The sequence below is a fragment of the Pseudomonas sp. UBA5666 genome, assembly GCF_002420785.1.
In the GTDB taxonomy this organism is placed as follows: domain Bacteria; phylum Pseudomonadota; class Gammaproteobacteria; order Pseudomonadales; family Pseudomonadaceae; genus Aquipseudomonas; species Aquipseudomonas fulva.
In genome coordinates this window covers 1-18,798 of the sequence record NZ_DIIQ01000003.1, presented here as the reverse complement: position 1 = coordinate 18,798, position 18,798 = coordinate 1, and the positions used below count along the sequence as shown (strand labels likewise).

The window sequence follows — 18,798 nt, the reverse complement described above, 5'->3', positions numbered from 1 at the left end:
CATGCCCTTGCCAAGCCGCATCAGCCTGTTGACCCTTTGCCTGGCGTTCGCCGGGTGCAGCCCACCCACCCTGCCCCAGGCAGCGGTCGATATGCCGCGTACCTGGCAGGGCCCGACACACGCTTTCGGTGAGGCCGACCGACCGGCGCGTCAGTGGTGGCAGTCCTTCAACAGCCCCGAGCTGGACAGCCTGGTGCAACGCGCCCTGCTTAACAGCCACGATCTGGCGGCCGCCACCGCACGCATCCGGCAGGCCAGAGCGCGAGCCGCCATCGCCAACGCACCCCTGCTGCCAGCGGTCGAGCTGGGCGTGGATGCCAGCCGCCAGCGGCTGCTCAAGGGTGAGGGTTATAACGACCTCGATGCCACCCGTAGCGAGCGCACCAGTACCGCGTTCGATACCCAGCTCAGTGCCAGCTATGAAATCGATTTCTGGGGCGGCCTGCGGGCTAGCCGCGACAACGCCCTGCGCACATTGCAAGCCAGCCGCTTTGACCGGCAGACGGTGCAGTTGACCCTGCTCAGCGACATCGCCGACACGTATCTGCAGGGCCTGGCCTTAGCCGAACAACTGCGCATCGCCCAACTGAACCTGGACAATGCACGGGGCATTTTGCGCCTGGTCCAGGCACGCCAGCGCGCAGGCTCGGCAACACACCTGGAGCTTGCCCAGCAGCGCAGCCTGGTCGCGGCCCAGGAGCGTCAGGTCCCCCTGATGGCGCAACGCGTGCAAGACACCCGCATCACCCTTGCAACATTGCTCGGCGACCCAGTACAGCAACTGCCGACCAGCCGCCAGCCGTTCGCCAGCGTGGCCTGGCCGACGGTTGACAGCGGCCTGCCCAGCGACCTGCTGACCCGTCGCCCCGATATCGCCGCCGCCGAGGCCCGCCTGGCAGCGGCCAACGCCAACGTGCAAGTGGCCCGGGCGGCCATGCTGCCCAAGGTAACCCTTGGCGCCACCCTGGGCAGCGGCGCGCGCACCTTCGCCCAGACGCTGGAAAGCCCCTATTACACCCTGACCTCTGGTCTGCTTGCGCCGATTTTCGACAACGGCAGGCTCAGGGCTTCCCGCGATCTGGCCGAGGCCGAGCAGGCCGAACTGCTGGAGCAGTATCGCAGCAGCATTCTCGCTGGCCTGAGCGATGTGGAGAAGGCGCTCAATGCCCTGGACGGTGTCGACCGCCAACGCCACTGGCAGGACGAAGAAGTGCGACAAGCTCAACTGGCCTTTGACCTGGCCGAACAGCGCTATGGGGCAGGCGCCGAGACCGTACTGACCGTGCTGGAAACCCAGCGCACGCTGTATGTAGCCCAGGATCAGCAGGCAACGCTTCGCCTGGCCCGCTTGCAAGCGAGCGTGGCGCTTTACAAGGCGCTCGGTGGTGGGTGGCAGGTGGGCGGTGATGCCCCTTAGGCGCAACGCTGGGCTGGAAAAACGCCAGGGTCGCCGAGGCCGCTGCGCGGCCTATCGCGGCATGAATCTCCATGAACCCTCACCGCAATGGCCGCGTCACCTTGATATGCCGGGCATACCATGGCCGCTGCGGCACCTTGGGCCGTAACGCGGCGAAACGATCATCCTCGGCATAGATGATGCGCAGGGCCAGCTTCATGGTCTCCGGGTCCATCTCCACACTCCGCCCTGGGCGCAGCCCAGGCACTGTGGAGCATCCATGGGTATCAGGCCCCAGCCAGGGGTCGGCAACTTCCACCCATCGCCCCGGCGCGAACCAGGGCACGCCGTTGACGTCCAGGCGCCGCACTTCACCAGGATGAAGCCGTTCATGGGCCTGGAACCAGTCCTCGATGCGGTCGTCGATCCAGCCATGAAAGCGCCAGAACACCGGGTTCACATGGGATGAAAAAGGGTCGCCGAGAAAATCGTTCTCGGCGCCATACCAGCGTTGGGCATAGTCGTCGGGCGTGCGCGCCATCGGCACCGGCATGCCGTTGGCCGGATCGCGCGGCACCGAGGCCCAGCGCATGTGCAGCCAGTCATGCAAGCCCAGCTCCAGTTCTGAGCCAAACTGCCCCAAGGTCAAGGTACTGAGGTAATGCGGATCGCTGTAGCGCGACTCCCAGACCTGGAAGTTGCCGTAGAACGTGTCCGGGCTCTTGATGTCACGCACCCACTGGGTGTACTCCTCGTCATCATCGGCCAGCCATGTCGGCGGCAAGGCGTTGCCGTCATGGTTGTCGAAGTAGGCTGCGAACCCTACGCGGTCGCGCTCGAGCGCTGGCTGGGGCAAAGGAAAACGCGGCCACGACGGTAACGGCTCAATGGCCCTGGCGTTGCCCAGCATGTGCCGATGCATGAACAGAAAGTCCTCGCCGGAGCCGTTGCGGTCCTTGTGCCGGCCCCGTGCATCACGCTCGCGCGCCCTCGGCCCTGGCTGCCAGCCAAGCCCGCGCAACGCACCGCGCTTTTCGTCATCGAGCTTGTGCCACTTGTCCCGCGACGCATGCCAGAGCTGGTGAAACAGCCGGTGTTCCGGCGCGATCAGCTTCGCCAGTAACGGCGCCGACAATGGCGTGCGCTCCCGCGCTTCGGGGAACGTTCTTTTCAGCGCCAGGAAACGGTTGTCCTGCACGGGCAGCGCCAGTGGCCGCTCAAGCGCCACCACGTGCCCGCTCAAGGTCGCAGGTCCTGCGTTGCCGTACGCCCCCCAGACCTCGTCAAGCACAACCTGGCACTCGTAGCGTGCCCCCAGGGGGTTGGCGTCCGTGGCCAACAGCCGCCAGCGCAGTGTCCCTGGTCGGTCGAGCAACAAGTCAGCCACCACCCGATAGCGTGGCTCCAGGGTGCTGCGCAAACGTTCAGGGGTGTCGAGGTAGCCGCGCAACCCCCGCCCGCTCGAGGCCACATCCAGGAAAAGCTCAAGCTCCCCTGACGGCATACCGGCGAGCCCGGCCTCGCGGCCTTGAGGTGTCCAGCGCCAGATACCGCGCAAGGTGTCGCCCAGCTGCCTGACAGGCGTATCGGCAAGTTCCACCACCGCCTCGCCGGGGGTCTCAGGGTATTGCTCTTCACTGGCTCGCCGCCGCTGCAGGTACCGCGCGCCTGGCACTGCCATACCCGTCAATGCCACACCGGCGATGAACCCGCGTCGAGAAATCGTCATTGCCCTACCTGTGCTTTCACTTCGGCCATGGAGCACGGCCCATCCAAGGCTAGGACGTGGCTCGGCGGGCGAAATTTAGCGCTGCAGTGCGCCCTGGCACCTGTCTTCAGTCAACGGGCGGGCGCTTAAATTTCCGCTATCGCAGCTCGTTCCCTCCAGGTAGCGGCGGCATCCAAGCCCATCCCTCGACGGTGAACCTACTGAGACCAAGATGACGACACCACGCTGGAAAAAAGCCTTGTATATCAGCCTGGCCGCGGCCGTGACCGCCGGTGCCGGGTGGGCGGCCTGGGACTATCTCGACACGCCGTCAGGCTACCCCAGGGACGTCATGCGCCAGGCCAATGACCTGCAGGAACGCCTGCTTTCGTTCGACAGCCACATCACACTGCCGCTGACCTTCGGCACCGAAGGCAGCGAAGCCGACCAAGACGGTGCTGGTCGCTTCGACCTGAACAAAGCGGCGCGCGGGCGCCTGTCTGCCGCTGCCCTGACCATTTTCGCCTGGCCCGAATCCTGGACCGGCGACGATGGCCCACACCGCCCTACCCCCGGCTTCGTCGAGGCCGCCCGCCACACGCAAGAGGTGCGCTACAACGCCATCATGGGCATGGTCCGCGACTTTCCCGAACGGGTGGGCGTTGCCTATACCCCGCAGGACATGCGCAGGTTGCACGGCGAAGGCAAGTTTGCGGTGTTGCTCAGCATGCTCAATGCCTACGCACTGGGCGACGACCTGGACCAGCTGGACCGTTGGGCTGCGCGCGGCGTGCGCCTGTTCGGCTTCAGCTACGTGGGCAACAACAGCTGGGCCGACTCCTCGCGCCCGCTGCCCTTTTTCAATGACACCGTCGATGCACTCGAAGGCCTGTCATCCATCGGCAAGCAGGCAGTACAGCGCCTGAACGATCTGGGGGTGATCATCGACGTGTCGCAGATGTCCAGCCAGGCCCTGGCCCAGGTCGTGGCGCTCAGCCGGGCACCGGTGGTGGCGTCGCATTCGGCGCCCCGGGCGATGGTCGACATCCGCCGCAACCTGTCGGACAAGGAAATGCAACTGATCAAGGACAGCGGCGGTGTCATCCAGATCGTCGCCTTCTCCACCTACCTCAAGCCCTTGAGCAACAAAACCCAGGAGCGCCTCAACGCGCTGCGCAGCGACTATGCCCTGCCGCCCCTGGCTGACCTGAACTACGCCCTCATGCCGGGCGACCCCGTTATCGCGGGCTGGCCGGAACAGAAAGTGGGCCAGTACGCCAATGCGTTGTACGCCATTCTCGACGAAGAACCGCCAGCCACGCTCAAGGACTACGGCGACGCCATCGACTACGCGGTGCGCAAGGTCGGCATCGACCATGTAGGCCTGAGTTCGGACTTCAACGAGGGCGGTGGCATTGACGGCTGGCAGGACGCCAGCGAGGCCCGCAACGTCACGGCCGAACTGATTACACGAGGTTACTCCGAAGCTGACATCAGCAAGCTGTGGGGCGGCAATTTCCTGCGTGTCTGGCAGCAGGTGCAGGCGGCAGCGGCCCCTGGCGCCACCCCCTCACGATGATGATGCGAGCCCTCAGATGAACGACCGTCGCGCCTTTCTCAAGCAGGCCAGCCTGCTCGCTGCCAGCCTGCCACTGGCAAGCCATTTGATACCCGCCGCCCAGGCAGCGCCCACACGGGCCGCAGGCTCTGACGCCTGGGCGGGCTTTCGCAGCTTGTTCGACCTCGACCCAGCCTACGCCCACTTCGCCAACTTTCTGATCACCTCGCACCCAAAACCGGTACGCGACGCCATCGAGGCTCTGCGCGCGCAATTCGATCGGCACCCGGCCCGGCTGGTGGACTGGGATAGCCAGTCGGAATGGAAGCACGAAGCGCAGGTCCGCGAAGCGGCGGCCCGTTACCTGCAAGTCGCACCACGGCAAATTGCCCTGACCGGCAGCACGACAGAGGGCTTGGGCCTAATCTACGGCGGGCTCAAGATAGCACCCGGGCAAGAGATCCTGACGACGGTGCACGAGCACTCGGCAGCGCGCCACACGTTGGACTTTCGCACCGCCCGCGATGGCACCCCGGTACGCCGGCTGCGCCTGTTCGACGAGCCGTGGAACCTGTCCACCGACCAAGTGCTGAGCACCATCAAGGCGGCCATCAACCCCAAGACCCGCGTGCTGGGCATGACCTGGGTGCACTCGGGCAGTGGCGTGAAGCTGCCGGTGGGCGCCATCGGCGAACTGGTGCGCGAGGCCAACCGGGACCGCGCCGAGCATGAGCGCATCCTGTACGTCGTCGACGGCGTGCATGGCTTTGGTGTAGAGGACATGCACTTTGCCGAGCTCAACTGCGACTACTTCATTGCCGGCACGCACAAGTGGATGTTCGGCCCGCGCGGCACAGGGATCATCTGCGCGGCCAGCACCGCACTCGACAACCTGAACCCCCTCATCGCGACTTTTTCCGAAGATGAGGATTTCGCCACCACCTTCACCCCAGGCGGCTATCACGCCTTCGAGCACCGATGGGCGCTGGGCGCAGCCTTCGACTTGCACCTGCGGCACGGCAAGGCCGCCATACAGGCACGCATTCACGGCCTCAACGACTACCTCAAACAGCGGCTCGAAACGATGCCGGGCGTGCAACTGGTCACGCCGCGCAGCACTCGCCAATCGGCAGGTTTCACCTTCTTTCGGGTAGCCGACCAGGATGCCGACGAGGTCGCCGCCTACCTCAACAGCCAGCGCATCGTCGTCGATGCGGTGTCGCGCGACGTGGGTCCGGTGGTACGCACTGCACCGGGCCTGCTCAACACCGAAGCCGAAATCGACCGGCTGATCGCTGTGCTCACTCCACGCTTGCGCCGCTGAACCCCTCATGCAGACCATCGATCACGGACTTTTCACCATGCCCAACCTGCCTTGCGTTTCATTCAAGCCATTGTCCAGCACCCTGTACAGGCTCGGCACTGCCGTGCTGCTCGGCCTGCTGGCCAGCCCTGCCGTACACGCGGGCGAAGCGATCAAACCCGGTAGCGTTTTCAAGGACTGCCCACATTGCCCGGAAATGGTAGTGCTGCCCGCCGGCAGTTACCTGATGGGTACCCCGGAGGATGAAGTGGGTCGCGAATACGATGAGGGCCCGCAGCATACCGTGACCTTCGCCAAACCGTTCGCGGTGGGCCGCTTCCCGGTCACCGCAGGCGAGCTGGATGCGTACATCCGTGAAACCGGGGTCAAGATCGCCGATGGCGACACCCGTCCTGGCCGCTTCTGCAAGGCCAGCAAACCCACCTACAAGCAGGGCCCTCGCCAGCCGGCGGTGTGCATCAGCTGGTTCGACGCCGATGCGTATGCTCAATGGCTGACGAAAAAAACCGGGCACACTTACCGCCTGATCAGCGAGGCGCAGCGCGAATACGCCGCCCGGGCCGGCTCCACTGGCTCTTTCCCGTTCCCCTTCGACAACAACGACGAGAAGGCCTACAGCATCAGCCAGCACGCCAATACCTATGGCCCTGCCGATGGCTACTCCTACACCGCGCCCGTGGGCAGCTACCCGGCCAACGCCTTTGGCGTGTACGACATGCACGGCAATGTCTACGAGTGGACGGCCGACTGCCTGAACCCAGACTACGAAGGTGCGCCTGCCGATGGCAGCGCCTGGAAAACCGGCAACTGCGAGAAACGCGTCATGCGCGGCAACGACTGGGGCGAGGCCCCGGTGTTCTCGCGCTCGGGCAACCGCAACAACCGCTCGCCCGAGGTTCGCGGCGATTTCCTTGGTTTCCGAGTCGTCCGCGAACTCTGACAGCCCCACGCGATTGAGGAGAAACACATGACCCATCAACCTCGTGGCGCCGTCAGGGAACTGTTCGGCCTGCTCAAGCCGTTCTGGCCTCTGGTCACGGTTTGCATCGTCCTGGGCATGATCGGTGGCCTGAGCGTCACCGCTTTGCTGGCCACCATCAACAGCAGCTTGCACAGCGACGCCGGCCTGACACAGGGCGTGGTACTGGGCTTCGCTGGCCTGTGCCTGCTGGCCCTGCTCAGCTCGATTCTGTCCGACATGGGCACCAACTACGTAGGCCAACACGTCATCGCCACCTTGCGTCGTCAGCTGGGTGAGAAGGTGCTGGCCGCGCCCATCGACCAGATCGAGCGCTACCGCAGCCATCGGCTGATCCCGGTACTGACCCATGACGTGGACACCATCAGCGACTTCGCCTACGTCTTCGCCCCGCTGGCCATCTCGCTCACCGTGACGCTGGGGTGCCTGGGCTACCTGGCGCACCTGTCCTGGCAGATGTTCCTGGTGATCCTGGTGGCCATCGGTGTGGGCACCGTGCTGCAGTTCATCGCCCAGGCCAAAGGCATGCGGGGCTTCGAAGCCGCGCGGGAAGCCGAGGACGACTTGCAAAAACACTACAGTGCCATCGCCGAAGGGGCCAAGGAACTGCGCATTCACCGGCCGCGCCGCCAACGGATGTTCAGCCACGGCATCCGCGACACGGCCAATCGGATCTGCGCCACCCAGGTCCGCTCGATCAACACCTTCGTGATCGCCAAGACCCTGGGCTCGATGTTGTTCTTCGTGGTGATTGCGGTGGCGCTGGCCCTGCAATCGTACTGGCCCTCGGCGGACAAGAGCGTTACCAGCGGTTTCGTGCTGGTGCTGCTGTACATGAAAGGCCCGCTGGAGCACCTGATCAGCACCCTGCCAATCATCGGCAAGGCCCAGATCGCCTTTCGCCGTATTGCTGCGCTGTCGACGCAGTTCTCCTCGCCCGAACCACACCTGCTGCTGGACGACGCACGCAAACCAGCCATGGCCATGAACTTGCTAGAACTCAAGGACGTTCGCTACACCTTCCCTGCCGTGGAGGGCGCCGAGCCCTTCCAGTTCGGGCCGGTGAGCCTGCAGGTCCAGCAAGGCGACATCGTGTTCATCGTCGGTGAAAACGGCTGCGGCAAGACCACCCTGATCAAGCTGCTGCTGGGCCTGTATGCCCCGCAAGCCGGGAGCATCGTGCTCAACGGCCAGCCCGTGACGGCCCAGACCCGTGATGACTACCGCCAGCTGTTTACCACCATCTTCGCTGACTACTACCTGTTCGACGACGTGATCCAAGGCGATCAACCGCTACCCGATGACGCCGGGCGCTACCTCAGGCGCCTGGAGATCGACCACAAGGTGAGCATCCGCGACGGGGTGTTCAGCACCACCGACCTGTCCACCGGCCAGCGCAAGCGCCTGGCGCTGGTCAGCGCCTGGCTGGAGGAGCGTCCCGTATTGGTGTTCGATGAATGGGCCGCCGACCAGGATCCGACCTTCAGGCGGATCTTCTACACCGAGCTGCTGCCGGACCTGAAGCGGCTGGGCAAGACCATCATCGTGATCTCCCACGACGATCGCTACTTCGATATGGCCGACCACTTGGTGCGCCTGCACCGCGGCAAGATCGCGCCAGCACTCCATCCCGCCTGAAGCGTTGTAACCGGACTGAAATTTTTCTTTCCGGTTTTCCTGTGCTGGTGCGTCTCACTGAGCAACTAATACAAATCATTATCATTTAAATCTCCACCAGAGAGGATGTAATGCCAGCCCTTAGCACGCTCAACCCGATCACCCAAGCCTTCAGGCTTCACCGTGTCTTCCAGACGACGCTGCTCGGCTCGAGCCTGGGCATGGCGCTGTGCCTGCCGCTGTCGGCCCAGGTGATGGCCCAGGAAGTGGACGTGGACATTGCCGCCATGCCGCTCTCCGCTTCGCTGCAGGCGTTCGGTCGCCAGGCCGACCAGCAGGTGCTGTTCAGCCCCGATGATGTGCAAGGGCTCAACGGTCGAGCCGTCAAGGGCCACCTCACCGCGCAGCAGGCCCTGGCAACCTTGCTGGCAGGCACGGGGCTTGCGTACGACATCCAGGGCAACAGCGTGACCATTCACCGTCGTGGCAACGACACCAGCTCGCTGCAGCTGGACGCCACCACCGTGCAAAGCAACCTGGACGGTTCGAGCGAAGCCAGCCGTTCGTACACCGTCAACAGCAGCAGTGCGTCCACCAAGCTGCCCATGTCCCTGCGCGAAACCCCCCAGTCGGTCAGCGTCATGACCCGTCAACGCCTGCAAGACCAACAGCTGACCACCCTGAGTGACGTGCTCAAGCAGGCGCCGGGCCTGTCGGTGCAGAACATCGACAGTGAGCGGGTGAACATCTATTCGCGCGGCTATTCGATCGACAGCTACCAGTTCGACGGTATCCCCACGACCCTGATCGTGCAGACCAGTGCCAGCCCACAAAGCCTGATCGACACCTCGATTTATGATCGCGTCGAAATCGTGCGCGGCGCTACCGGCCTGATGACAGGCGCCGGTGACCCCTCGGGCAGCATCAACCTGGTCCGCAAGCGCCCGACCTCCACCTTCCAGGGCTCGATCACCGCCGGGGCGGGTTCCTGGGACACCTACCGCACCGAGGTGGACGTGTCCGGCCCCCTGACCGACGATGCCCGCCTGCGCGGTCGCACGGTCGTGGCGTACAAGCAGGGCAACAGCTACATCGACCACTACCAGCAGGAAAAACAGACCTACTACGGCATCCTCGAAGCCGACCTCACCGACAGCACCCTGTTGAGCGTGGGCGTGGACTACCAGAAGAACAACCCGCGTGGCGTATCGTTCGCCAGCTTCCCGCTGTTCTACAGCAATGGCGAACAGACCGACTTTTCCCGTTCGATCAACGCAGGTTCGCGCTGGAGCTACCGTAAGCAGAACACCCTTACCACCTTCGCCAACCTTGAGCAGAGCCTGGTCAACGACTGGAAGCTCAAGGTGGCGGTCAACAACATGTACAGTTCGCGCGACTATTCCCTGGCCTCGCTCAGCGGCGACTTCCCCGACAAGCAAACCGGCGAAGGGGCCTACCTGTACGGCGGCGACGGCTCAGGCTCGCAGCGCCAACTGGGCATCGACGCCTTGGTCCAGGGCCCCTTCCAGCTGTTGGGCCGCGAGCATGAGCTGGTGATCGGCTTGAGCGGTTCGGAATTCCACGACTACAGCGACCCGGCCGACGACGACCTGGAAGGCCGTCCGGCCAACATCTACACCTGGGACAACGACACCGAGCGCCCCCTTTCCGTGGGCAAGCTGATGAACGACGACACCACCGTGCGTCAGAACGCCGCGTACATGGTGGCGCGTTTCAAACCCACCGATGACCTGTCGCTGATCCTGGGCGCACGGGTGGGCGACTACAGCTACAAGAAAAAAACCGTGGCCAACCCGTCCTATCCGGGCCTGAACAGCCGCGCCTCCACCCGCGAGAGCGGTTTCGTCACCCCTTATGCAGGGGTGGTGTACGACCTTACCGACATCCACTCGCTTTACGCGAGCTACACCAAGATCTACAAGCCGCAGTCGATCCGCGATCAGGCAGGCAAGACCCTGGAATCGCGCGAAGGTGACAACTACGAAATTGGCCTGAAAAGCGAATTTCTGGATGGGCGGGTCAACACCGCCGTCGCCCTTTACGAAATCAAGCAGGACAACCTGGGCGTGGCCACCGGCGAAACCGTCGAAGGGACCATTCGTGAGTCGGCGTACCGCGCGGTGTCCGGCGCCAAGACCCGCGGCATCGACATGGAAATCTACGGCGAAGTCATGCCCGACTGGAACGTCAGCGCCAGCTACAGCCACAGCCTGACCAAGGACTCGGACCGCGAGCGCATCATGACCGAAGCGCCTGCCAACCTGGTCAAGCTCTGGACCACATACCGCCTGCCCGGCGATCTCAACCAGCTGACCGTGGGCGGCGGCATGAACTGGCAGAGCGGCCTGAGCCTGACCACCAGCCAGGGCAAGGCGACCCAGCAGCAATACGCTGTGTTCGACCTGATGGCACGCTACGACATCACCAAGGAACTGAGCGCCACCGTCAACGTGAACAACGTGTTCGACAAGAAGTACTTCAGCGCATTGGACCCCACGTTCTTCACCGGTTACTACGGTGAGCCCCGCAACGTGATGTTCACCACCCGGTACAGCTTCTAAAGCCCCTGTCTGTGACGACAAGCCGGCTCGGCGACTGAGCCGGCTTGCCTGCGAAGTGCAGGGAGGCAGCGCGACTCGAACGCTATCAAGCATCCAGTCACCTCCCCACGTATAAGATCGGTGATGCCGAAAAACTGCATTCACTGGTCATCGAGCGTGGGTTCAAGGTCTGGTGGCTACTGATCTACTTCATCGCCTCATTGCTCGCAGCTTCACCCTTGATTTCGACCGGCCCTAGGGCTTTCCTGCTCGGTTTATGTGGTTGGCTGCAGTCACCACTCCCTGTGGCGGCTTGTATGCCTACCTGGCATTGCGGGATTTCATCAAGATCACCCGCGCGCAAGCCTTAGTTAAGAATCAGAAAAAGCACACACCTACTCTCCAAGTTGGTCGCACTACATAGGCCTGGATGTGTGTGCTCTGTTACGGTAACGGCACGCGAGGACTATTACGCTCGTCCCCCAACCGCGCTCAACCACGCCCCCACATCCCGATAAATCCCCCCGACCTGCCCCACCAACCCCGACATCCGCAAAAAGTCATGGCTAAGCCCCTGCGCCCGCACAAAGGTCACCGGCGTCCCGCTTGCCTGCAACCTGTCGCGATACGCTAGGCCTTCATCGTGCAATGGGTCGTACTCCGCTACCCACAGGTAGGCCGGCGCCAGCGGCGTGTCCACTTGGGCCAGCAGCGGTGAAGCGCGCCAGTCCAGGCGTTGTTCGGGCAGCGGTGCGTAATGCTGGTAGAACCACGCCAGCGTCTCGGTCTCCAGCAAATAGCCTTCGGCATGCTGGCGGTGGGAGTCGCGCAGGCACGACAGGTCGGTGACCGGGTAGAACAGTAACTGCGCCAACGGCTTGATCGCCAGCGTTTCAGGGGCCTTGACCGCAGTGATGGCCAGGACGGTCGCAAGGCTTGCGCCGACGCTGTCGCCGGCAAACACCACCCGGCGGTTGTCCAGCCCAAGGGCCAGGGCGTGCTCGGCCAGCCAGTTGGCGGCATCGAGCGCGTCGTTCACAGGGACCGGAAAACGGTGCTCCGGCGCCAGTCGGTAATCCGGGGCGAGCACTGCGAAGTCGCCCATGCTCGCCAGGCGCCGGCACACCGAGTCGTGCGAGTCGAGGCTGCCGACCACATAGCCGCCGCCGTGCAGGTAGAGGATCACCGGTTGCGGTGCAGCTGCAGGCTGCCCGTTGCGGTAGAGCCGAGCGGGCAGCTGGGCGCCGTCGCGGGTCGGGATGCTCAGTTCGCTGACACTCAGGTCACCGGGCGGGCTGGGGTCGAGCACTTGCGAGCTGGCGGCGAATTCGGCGCGGGCCTGGGCCACGTCCATCGCGTGCATGGGCTGGCTCTTGCCGGTCAGCCTGCCGAATTCGACCAGTTCCAGAAACGCTGCCAGGTCAGGGTGCAATGCCATGTTCGATCCTTACTTGAAAATCAGTGACAGGGCGCGTCACGCGCGCCCTTGGGTTTCGGTGGTCGTGTCCAGGCACTCGCACACCTCGCGCAGCAGCTGGGGCTGCTTGAGGATCTCGAAGTGCGACGCGTGGATGAGCGTTGCATCGTCCTGGCTGAACCGCCGTTGATAAGCTTGAGCCGGTGCGCGGTACCCGTCCTCTGCCCACCAGAAGCTGGCCGGGCACTCGATGGCGGGCAGCGGCGCAAGGCGTCGCGACAGCGCCTTCAGGCGCAGCGCCACCGTAAAGGCATGCACCAGTTCCTCGGCAGCGAAGCGCGGTGAATCACCGCTGCCCAGCACGTGGGCCTGCACTTGCGCTACCAGCGCTTCAAGGGCCGGGTGGGAGCCGTCGTCAGACAGGTCGAACGCCGGCAGGCTTTCGGGCGGCTGGTCGAGGATGATGGACAAGAAGTTGCGCAGCTCTTCAGTCAGGTCGTCTTCCGGCCCGTGGTCACCGGGCACGAAGCTGTCCACCAGCCCAACGAAGTGCACGCACTGGCCCTGCCCTTCCAGCACACGGGCCACCAGCAGCGCCAACGGCCCGCCCAGCGACCAGCCCAGCAAGTGGTACGGCCCTTGTGGTTGCTGTTCGCGGATGAACCCTGCGTAGTCCTGGGCCATGGCTTCCAGCGAGCTGTCCTGCCAGTGCTTGTCCAGCAGCATCCTGCACTGCACGCCGATGACCTGGCGCACCCCGTCCAGCCGTCGCGCCAGAGGCTCATAGTCGAACACGGTGCCGAACCCTGCGTGAAGACAGAACAGGGGCTCGCACTGCGCGACCGGACCATTGAGCGGCAGCAGCGGTGAAAGCACTGCCACGGCGTCGTCCACGTAACCGGACAACTCGGCGATGGTGGGTTTGCTCATCATGTCGCGCAGCTTCAGCTCAACGCCCAACGCCGGTTGATTGCGCACCTTGGACAGCACCTTCAGGGTGCGCAAGGAATCGCCGCCCAGCTCGAAGAAGTTGTCCGTCACCCCAACCTGCTCCAGCTCCAGCACCTCTTGCCAGATCGCGGCAAGGCCGGCTTCGAGGGCGTTGCGCGGCGCCACGTACTCGCGACCCTTGAAGGACGGGTCTGGCAGCGCCTTGCGGTCAACCTTGCCGTTGGGGCTCAGCGGCAGGTGCTCCAGCACCAGGATCTGGCTGGGCACCATGTAGTCAGGCAAGCCCTGTTGCAATGCCATGCGCAGCGCCTCGCCTTGTAGTGCCGGGCTGCTGGTGGCCACATAACCGATCAGTTGCTTGCCGCCTTCGGTGTCACGGGCCACGACGACCGCATCGCGCACCTGGGGTTGGCTGCGCAAGCGGGCCTCGATTTCGCCCAGCTCGATACGAAAGCCCCGGATCTTGACCTGATGATCCAGGCGGCCAAGGAAGTCGATCACCCCGTCTGCCCGGCGGCGCACCAGGTCGCCGGTGCGGTACAGGCGCGCACCCTTGCCACTGGGGTCGGCCACGAATCGCTCGGCCGTCAGGCCTGGTCGAGCATGGTAGCCCCGCGCAAGCCCTTGCCCGCCGATGTACAACTCACCTGGCACGCCGTCCGGCAATGGGTTCAGGCAGGCATCGAGAATGTGCAGGGTACGCTCACCCACCCGTGTGCCAATCGGCGCATAGGCCGCCTCGCAGCGCTGGTCGGTATCGACCACCCACAGCAACGGTGTGACCACCGTCTCGGTGGGGCCGTAGCCATTGGTCAGCAGCCTTGGACGCAGGGTGCGCTTGACCAATTCGAAGTTGGCATCGGCCACGGCGTCGCCGCCAAAGCAGTAGATCTGCACCGGTGGCGGGTTATCGAAGGCCTGGCCGTATTCGGCCAACTGTTGCAGGTACGCAGGCGGGAAACAGGCGATGGTGATGGCCTGCTCATGCAGCACCTGCCAGGTTTCCTCGGGCGTCCACAGACGGTTGTCGCGCACCACCAGCTGACCACCGGCCGCCAGGGTGGACAGCCACCGCTCCTGGGCGCCATCGAAGGCGAACGACATGAACAGCAACTCGCGGGTCGCCTCGCTCATCCCATAGCGCTCGATGATGGCCTGGCAGTGCATGGCCAGCGGCCCGCGGGCGACCGCAACGCCCTTGGGCTTGCCCAACGAACCGGAGGTGTAGATCAGGTACGCCAGGTTGTCTTCGTCGATCACCACCGCCGGCAGGGCGACCTGCGCCTGCACCGGCGCGAGCGATTCGAGCAGCAGCGTGTCGACACCTTCGGCGCTTGGCAAACGTTCGCTGACGCTGGCCTGGCTGATGAGCAGCCGCATGGCTGAGTCCTCGATGATCCACTGCACCCGCTCGCGCGGGTAATCGATGTCGACAGGCACATACGCAGCGCCGGTCTTGAGCACCGCATAGAAGGCCACGATCATGTCTACCGAGCGCTCCAGCGCCACCCCGACACGCACCTCCGGGGCAGCACCGGCGTCGATCAGGGCCACGGCCAGGCGGTTGGCGCGCGCTTCAAGCTCGGCATACGTCAGGGACTGCCCGGCGCAGCTGACCGCTACCTGCTGACCACGGGCCTGTACATGCCCGGCGATGCGCTGCAGCAGCGGCGTGCGGGTCGGGTTGGCGACCAGCCGGTTGGCCTCGGCCTGCTGCCGCTCAGCGTCGGCATCGAGCATGGGCAGGCTGCCGATGGCGGCCAGTGGGTCGCCCAGCAGCGCTTGGAGCAAGCGCTCGAAGCTGCGCCTAATGCCCTGGCAGGCAGCGTGGCTGAAGCGGCTGCGCCAGTACAGGAACTCGATGCTCAAGGTGTCATCCAGGTGCACGGCAAGGTCCATGGCATAGTTGGTCACGTCGCGGCCTTCGCTGGCGCCGAAGCGCAAGCCGTCTTCGCCGGCGTCTTGCAGGCGCTCGTCCAGGGGATAGTTCTCGAACACCACGATGCTGTCGAATAACGCCTGTCCGCTTTGCCCGGACCAACGCTGTACATCGGCCAAAGACACGTGCTCGTAGTCGCGCACCTGCACGTTGTAGTCCTGCAGGGTCTGCAACCACTGCCCCACCGGCTGTTCGGGCAGAGGCGCCTGGATGATCGGCAGCGTGTTGATGAACAAGCCCAGCATGTCTTCAGCACCCGGCAGGTTTGCCGGACGACCGGCGACGGTTGCGCCGAAGCACACGCGCGCTTGCCCGGTGTAGCGTTGCAGCAGCAGCAGCCAGGCTGCCTGGATCAGCGTGTTGGGTGTGACCCGCAGGCGCTGGGCCTGATCACGCAGTTGCCGGGTTTGCGCGGCGTCCCAGTTCAAGTACAGCGCGTCGTAGCCGTCGGCCTCGGCGACGGGCGCTGGATGCAACCCGGTGGCCAGCAGGGTGGGCCCTTCGAGCCCGGCCAGCTTGTCTTTCCAGAAGTGTTCCATCTGCGCCTGGGGCTGGGCGGCCAGCCAGGCGATGTAGTCGCGGTAGCTGCCGCGTTTGCCGGGCAGTGCTTGTCCACCGTACACGGCGAACACCTCACCCAGCAGGCGTGAGTGGCTCCAGCCGTCCATGAGGATGTGGTGGCTGCTCCAGATCAGTTGCTGGCGCCCCTCATCCAGGCGCACCAGGGTCAGGCCCATCAAGGGCGGCTGCAGCAGATCGAAGCCGCGGGCGTAGTCCTGCTCGGCGAGGCCTTGCAGGTCGGCGGCGCTGACCGGGCGGCCCCGCCAGTCGAGCTCGCGCACACGCAGGTCGGCACGCTTGGCCACCCATTGCAATGGCTCGTTGAGGTGGCTTTCGGTCCAGAACCCGGTGCGCAGAATTTCATGGCGATCGACCATGTGCTGCCAGGCCGCGAGGAAGCGGGCGTTATCCAACCCTTGTACCTGCACGCTGGTTTGGCTGACGTACAGCCCCTGCTGAGCGGCTTCGAGGGTGTGGAACAGGATGCCCTGCTGCATCGGCGACAGCGGGTACAGGTCTTCGACAGCCTCGGCCGGTACCGGCAAACGGTCCAGCTGTGCTTGGCTCAGCCCCGCGAGCGGGAAGTCGGACGGGGTCAGGCAGAGGTGTTCCAAGGCCAGGCAGTGCTCAACGACCGTACGCAGCTCGCTCACGTAGGCATGCGCCAGGTGCTCGATGATGCCCGCGGCGAACCGCTGGCGGCTGAAGGTGAAGTCTAGCTTCAGGGCGCCGTCGAACACCTGCCCGTTGATGGTCAGGGCATTGCCCAGCGGCGCCTGATCACTGACCTGGCGCCCGCCGCTTTCCGCGGCCGGGGCGAACAGCGCATCGTCCTCACCGGCGGCGCTGGCGCTGAACTGGCCCAGGTAGTTGAAGGTGATGCGTGGCTGCGACAGACCGGTCAATGCCTGGCGGGTAGCCGCATCGCCCAGATAACGCAGCACACCAAAGCCAATGCCTTTGTCCGGGATGGCGCGCAGGTGTTCCTTGACCTGCTTGATGGTGTCCCCCACTGGCCCCGCCACCGGCAGTCTCACCGGGAACAGGCTGGTGAACCAGCCTACGGTACGGGTGAGGTCGACGTCGTCGAACAGCGCCTCGCGGCCGTGGCCTTCCAGCTCGATCAATGCCGCGTGCTCGCCCGTCCAGTGGCAGATCACCCGCGCCAGGGCGGTCAGCAGCAGGTCGTTGACCTGGGTGCGGTAAGCGGCCGGGGCCTGCTGAAGCAGTTGCCGAGTCAACGCTGCATCCAGTTCAACCTGCACGGTCTGGGCGTCGCCCACCTGCTGGCTGCCTTGGGCATCTTCGCCAGGCAGCGTCTGGGCAAAGCCCTGCAGTTGGGCCTGCCAATAGCCCAGTTGCTGGCGCAGGGTTTCGCTTTGGGCGTGGGCTTGCAGGCGTTCGGCCCAGGCCTTGTAGGCGCTGGTCTTGGCCGGCAGGCTGAGCGGCTGCCCGGTCAGGCACTGCTGGTAAGCCTGCTGCAGGTCCTCGAACAGAATGCGCCACGACACGCCATCGACCACCAGGTGATGGATCACCAGCAGCAAGCGCTGGCTGCCGTCGGCCAAGGTGGCCAGCACCGCGCGCAGCAGCGGGCCCTCGGCCAGGTCCAGGCTGCGCTGGGCATCGTCGCACAGGGCAGTGAGTGCCTGGACATCGGTCACCTCGCGTTGCCACAGCAGCGGCTGGGCGTTGTCGCCGTGGCAGGCCTGCCAACCCTGATCGCCTTCACTGAAGCGCAGGCGCAGGGCATCGTGATGGTGCACCAACGCCTGCAACGCTTGCTCGAGCGCAGCCCCGTGAAGCGGCGCGCTCGGCACCAGCAGCACCGACTGGTTCCAGTGGTGACGCTGGGCGATGGCTTCGCTGAAGAAGCTGTGCTGCACCGGCAACAACGGCGTGGTGCCGGTGACCGCACCCTGATCGATCTGCAAGGCTGTGCCTGCCGTGCCAACGACCTGGGCCAAGGCCCGGAGGGTCTGGTGCTGGAACAACGCTTTCGGGGTCAGGTGCAGCCCCAGCTGCCGCGCTCGGCTGACCACCTGGATAGAGATGATCGAGTCACCGCCCAGCTCGAAGAAGTTGTCGTCCACCCCGACCCGCTCAAGCTTCAGCACATCTTGCCAGACTGTGGCCAACTGCTGTTCGAGCGCTGTCTGCGGGGCGACGAAAGCATGGCTGCTGGCAGCCTCGGGCTGGGGCAGCGCCTTGCGGTCGATCTTGCCGCTCGGGCTCAATGGCAGGCCGTCGAGCACCATCAGGTGAGCCGGCACCATATAGTCCGGCAGGCTCGCCTTGAGCGCTTCGCGCAGCGTGGCCACGTCCACCTGCGTGACCACATAGCCCACCAGTTGCGGCCCACTGGGGCCAGGCTGCGCCATGACCAGCGCCTCGCTGACACCGGCCTGGGCCAGCAGGCAAGTCTCGATCTCGCCCAGCTCGATGCGGAAGCCACGGATCTTCACCTGATGGTCCACCCGGCCAACGTAGTCGATCACGCCATCGGCGCGGTAGCGCGCCAGGTCGCCCGTGCGGTACAAGCGCCCGCCGTTGCCGGCGAACGGGTCGGGCAGGAAGCGCTCGGCGGTCAGCGCGCTGCGGCCGAAGTAGCCACGGGCCAGCAACTCGCCCCCGATCACCAGCTCACCCACGACACCGGTCGGTACCGGTTGCCCGGCATCGTCCAGCAGGTAGATCTCCCGACCAGGCAAGGCCGTGCCGATCGGCAAGGTGTGAGGTACGGGTTGTTCGCCCAGCACGTACGGGGTGCAGTCGAGCGTGGTGGAG

At 64.8% G+C, this 18,798-nt stretch carries 8 protein-coding genes and 1 pseudogene; 6 read left to right on the top strand and 3 right to left on the bottom strand.

Annotation, left to right across the window (positions count from 1 at the left end):
* Window position 1: 1 nt before the first annotated feature.
* Entirely contained in the window at window positions 2–1,417 is a 1,416-nt protein-coding gene (locus B2Y33_RS03050; protein ID WP_049695669.1) for an efflux transporter outer membrane subunit, read from the top strand.
* 79 nt (window positions 1,418–1,496) lie between these two features.
* Here B2Y33_RS03050 and B2Y33_RS03045 read toward each other — a convergent pair whose 3' ends face one another.
* Window positions 1,497–3,125, bottom strand: a complete 1,629-nt coding sequence (locus tag B2Y33_RS03045; RefSeq protein WP_181074435.1) for a PvdJ/PvdD/PvdP-like protein — start codon at window positions 3,123–3,125, stop codon at window positions 1,497–1,499.
* Window positions 3,126–3,336: 211 nt separating this feature from the next.
* On the opposite strand from B2Y33_RS03045, the gene B2Y33_RS03040 reads away from it, so the two are divergent.
* The 5 genes from B2Y33_RS03040 to B2Y33_RS03020 all read left to right on the top strand — a co-directional run bounded on the left by B2Y33_RS03040 (window position 3,337) and on the right by B2Y33_RS03020 (window position 11,164).
* The gene (locus tag B2Y33_RS03040; protein WP_027916311.1) at window positions 3,337–4,683 is read left to right on the top strand and encodes a dipeptidase; all 1,347 of its coding nucleotides are present in this window, start codon (window positions 3,337–3,339) and stop codon (window positions 4,681–4,683) included.
* 16 nt (window positions 4,684–4,699) lie between these two features.
* The gene (locus B2Y33_RS03035) at window positions 4,700–5,986 is read left to right on the top strand and encodes an aminotransferase class V-fold PLP-dependent enzyme (RefSeq protein ID WP_049695666.1); all 1,287 of its coding nucleotides are present in this window, start codon (window positions 4,700–4,702) and stop codon (window positions 5,984–5,986) included.
* Between the two features lie 37 nt (window positions 5,987–6,023).
* Window positions 6,024–6,926: a formylglycine-generating enzyme family protein gene (locus B2Y33_RS03030; protein ID WP_033736625.1), complete on the top strand. Its 903-nt coding sequence runs from the start codon at window positions 6,024–6,026 to the stop codon at window positions 6,924–6,926.
* A gap of 27 nt (window positions 6,927–6,953) precedes the next feature.
* A complete protein-coding gene (locus B2Y33_RS03025; RefSeq protein ID WP_088523612.1) occupies window positions 6,954–8,603 on the top strand; it encodes a cyclic peptide export ABC transporter in 1,650 nt (549 codons plus the stop codon).
* A gap of 110 nt (window positions 8,604–8,713) precedes the next feature.
* Window positions 8,714–11,164, top strand: a complete 2,451-nt coding sequence (locus B2Y33_RS03020) for a TonB-dependent siderophore receptor (protein WP_241194998.1) — start codon at window positions 8,714–8,716, stop codon at window positions 11,162–11,164.
* 448 nt (window positions 11,165–11,612) lie between these two features.
* Here the strand turns inward: B2Y33_RS03020 and B2Y33_RS03015 are convergent, their stop codons facing one another.
* On the bottom strand, window positions 11,613–12,581 hold the full coding sequence (locus B2Y33_RS03015) for an alpha/beta hydrolase (RefSeq protein WP_027916316.1): 969 nt from the start codon (window positions 12,579–12,581) through the stop codon (window positions 11,613–11,615).
* A gap of 36 nt (window positions 12,582–12,617) precedes the next feature.
* Window positions 12,618–18,743: pseudogene (locus tag B2Y33_RS03010) on the bottom strand (amino acid adenylation domain-containing protein); the annotation flags it as partial.
* Between the last annotated feature and the right edge of the window lie 55 nt (window positions 18,744–18,798).

Coding starts and splice junctions, on each gene's coding strand:
- B2Y33_RS03050 (WP_049695669.1), top strand. CDS start 2: ATGCCCTTGCCAAGCCGCATCAGCCTGTTGACCCTTTGCCTGGCGTTC.
- B2Y33_RS03045 (WP_181074435.1), bottom strand. CDS start 3,125: ATGACGATTTCTCGACGCGGGTTCATCGCCGGTGTGGCATTGACGGGT.
- B2Y33_RS03040 (WP_027916311.1), top strand. CDS start 3,337: ATGACGACACCACGCTGGAAAAAAGCCTTGTATATCAGCCTGGCCGCG.
- B2Y33_RS03035 (WP_049695666.1), top strand. CDS start 4,700: ATGAACGACCGTCGCGCCTTTCTCAAGCAGGCCAGCCTGCTCGCTGCC.
- B2Y33_RS03030 (WP_033736625.1), top strand. CDS start 6,024: ATGCCCAACCTGCCTTGCGTTTCATTCAAGCCATTGTCCAGCACCCTG.
- B2Y33_RS03025 (WP_088523612.1), top strand. CDS start 6,954: ATGACCCATCAACCTCGTGGCGCCGTCAGGGAACTGTTCGGCCTGCTC.
- B2Y33_RS03020 (WP_241194998.1), top strand. CDS start 8,714: ATGCCAGCCCTTAGCACGCTCAACCCGATCACCCAAGCCTTCAGGCTT.
- B2Y33_RS03015 (WP_027916316.1), bottom strand. CDS start 12,581: ATGGCATTGCACCCTGACCTGGCAGCGTTTCTGGAACTGGTCGAATTC.